Origin of the sequence: Streptomyces sp. SID3212, assembly GCF_009865405.1 — a bacterium.
Lineage (GTDB): Bacteria > Actinomycetota > Actinomycetes > Streptomycetales > Streptomycetaceae > Streptomyces.
This window is the reverse complement of record NZ_WWJY01000188.1, coordinates 1-1,105: the sequence shown is the minus strand read 5'-3', so window position 1 is coordinate 1,105 and position 1,105 is coordinate 1. Positions and strand designations below refer to the sequence as shown.

The following is a 1,105-nucleotide window of genomic DNA, read 5'->3' as shown; positions in this document are numbered from 1 at the left end:
GCCGTCGCGGCCGGCATCCGTACGGCCGGCGGACGCGCCGCGTTCGTCACGGCCGATGTCTCCGGCCCGGGCGACTGGGACCGGATCGTGGCCGTCGCGCACACCTTCGGCCCGGTCGGCGTGCTCGTCAGCAACGCCTACACCGTCGATGTCGCGCCCGCCCACACGATGACCCTCGCCTCCTGGGAACGACAGCTCGCCGTCAACCTCACCGGCGGGTTCCTCGGCTTCCGGGCCGTCCTGCCCGACCTGCGCGAGCAGCGCGGCGCCGTGGTCCTGACCTCCTCGGTCCACGCCCACAAGGGCATCCCGGGCCACCCCGCGTACGCCGCTTCCAAGGGCGCGCTGCTCTCGCTGTGCGGACAGCTCGCCGTGGAGTACGGCCCCGAGGTGCGGGTCAACGCGGTCCTGCCGGGACCGATCCTCACCGCCGCGTGGGACCGGGTGCCGGCGGAGGACCGGGAGCGCAGCGTCGCCGAGACAGCGGCCCGCCGCTTCGGCAGACCGGAGGAGGTCGCCGCCGCGGTCGCCTTCCTGGCCGCCGAGGAAGCCTCGTACATCACCGGATCGAGCCTGCTCGTGGACGGCGGCTGGAGTGTGGTGAAGGCGTCGGCCTGACCGCCGGCGCCCGCCGGGCCTGTCCGCCGGACAGGCCCGAGGACACCACCCCACCGCCGGACCCGACCGACCAGCAGAAAGGCATAACGACATGACGCCATACGCGCGCCGCGGAGTGCACGGCCAGACCGTGGAGACTCTTGCGCGCCGGGTGCTCAGCGGGGAGATTCCCGAGGGGGCGACACTCGATCTCGTGGCGTTGCAGAGCGAGTTGGACGTCAGTCTGACCGCGCTGCGCGAATCGCTGAAGGTGCTCGCCGCCAAGGGGATGGTCGACGCGCGCCAGAAACGGGGGACGTTCGTCAGGGCACGCGCCGACTGGAACCTGCTCGACGCGGACGTGCTGCGCTGGCAGTTCGCGGGCGGCACCAGCTCGGACGCCGACCTCGGCCTGCTCCGCAACCTCGGCGAGGTGCGCGGGATCATCGAGCCGGCCGCCGTACGGCTGGCGGCCCGGCGCCGCACCGACGCCGACCTCGCGGAGCTG

General features: G+C 73.5%; 2 protein-coding genes. Both read left to right on the top strand.

Features of this window, described 5'->3' with window-relative positions:
* Positions 1-618, top strand: a 618-nt coding sequence (locus GT042_RS05550) for an SDR family oxidoreductase (protein WP_161307577.1), incomplete at its 5' end; no start/stop codon positions are given.
* A gap of 91 nt (positions 619-709) precedes the next feature.
* The coding region (locus GT042_RS05545) for a GntR family transcriptional regulator (RefSeq protein ID WP_161307576.1) at positions 710-1,105 on the top strand (396 nt) is incomplete at its 3' end.